Source organism: Rhodococcus sp. IEGM 1379, assembly GCF_030056815.1.
GTDB lineage: Bacteria > Actinomycetota > Actinomycetes > Mycobacteriales > Mycobacteriaceae > Rhodococcus_F.
Genome location: NZ_JASHKR010000180.1, coordinates 1 through 1,311, shown reverse-complemented (window position 1 = coordinate 1,311; position 1,311 = coordinate 1). Strand labels below are relative to the sequence as shown.

The window sequence follows — 1,311 nt, the reverse complement described above, 5'->3', positions numbered from 1 at the left end:
CGGTGAGGGGCGACGAGTTTCCCGGAGTGATGGCCCACTGCGCCTGCGGGAAACGCTCCGCGTACTTCTCGGAGTAGAACGACGGCTTCAATCCGGCCAGGCCTTCAGCGGTGGTCGATGCGCGAACCGTCTCGTCGACGGTATGTGAAACAGTTTCTCCGGCAGCGTTAGTCACCGAGATGGGAATGATCTCCTTGTCGAACAGCCCGGCCGCTCCCGCTGCGGCGGCGCGCTGATGGGACTGTGCGGCGAATGCGTCGAGCGCCTCGCGGTCGAACTTCCACTTGGCGGTGATCAGTTCTGCGGAGATGCCCTGGTTGATCAGGCCTTCGGGGTAGCGAGCGGCGATGCCGGGGCCGGAAGCGTCTTTGCCCATCGAGGTGAAGCCCATGGGGACGCGACTCATGGACTCGACACCAGCCGCAATGACGATGTCGTAGGCACCGGCGATGATGCCCTGGGCTGCGAAGTGTGCTGCCTGCTGACTTGATCCACACTGGCGGTCGATGGTGGTGGCCGGTACCGAATCGGGGAAACCTGCGGAGAGCACGGCACTGCGGGTGATGTTGAGGGCCTGCTCGCCGGCCTGGCCGACGCAACCACCGATGACGTCGTCCACCAGAGCGGGGTCGAGGCCATTGCGCGAGGTGATGGACCGCAGGACATGCGCCATCAGTTCCACGGGATGGGTTCCGGACAGCGCCCCACCGGGCTTGCCCTTGCCGGATGCAATCCGGACTACATCGACGATTACTGCCTTGGTCATCAGCGTTCCCTTCGAGGACGTGCACGTGAGACGGTCCGGCACCGGAGATGCGTGCATCAGCCACTGGACCGCGATCGTGAGCACAGAGCCAAATCACTGACTTAGCGCTCGTTAAATAGCTACCATGCTGGCGGCGTCAGAGTCAATGCTGATCGCCTCGACACTTGCCTGACGCCTGAAGCGCGCCGCAACACAGTGGCATTCTCAAATCCGGCAACTTCCCAGGAAATCTGCAGACGGATTACTACTACTGATCCTCAATTTAGATCGGCGTTTTCATCCCAAAAAGTGAGACGTGTTCTATATTTGACCGCATGATGCACCCCCAGCCTAAGCAAGACTTCAAACATGCTGGTGGACACACATTTTCAACGCTCGAACAGTAAACCTCTACCTGGCACCCTTCGCGGTCGAGGAATCACAGCGATCGACACAACCGTAACCACGGTAAATCCGTACCCAGAGTTTCCGACCCCGATGGAGTAGCTCAAACATGACTGCCCAAAACGAAACAACCCGACTGACCCGCCGCGGATTCATCGCCG

Annotated in this window: 1 protein-coding gene; it reads right to left on the bottom strand. The window is 60.1% G+C overall.

The annotated features are described in order from the left end of the window. Nucleotides 1-766, bottom strand: a 766-nt coding sequence (locus QM600_RS29390) for a thiolase family protein (protein ID WP_502943137.1), incomplete at its 3' end; no start/stop codon positions are given. Nucleotides 767-1,311: the final 545 nt, after the last annotated feature.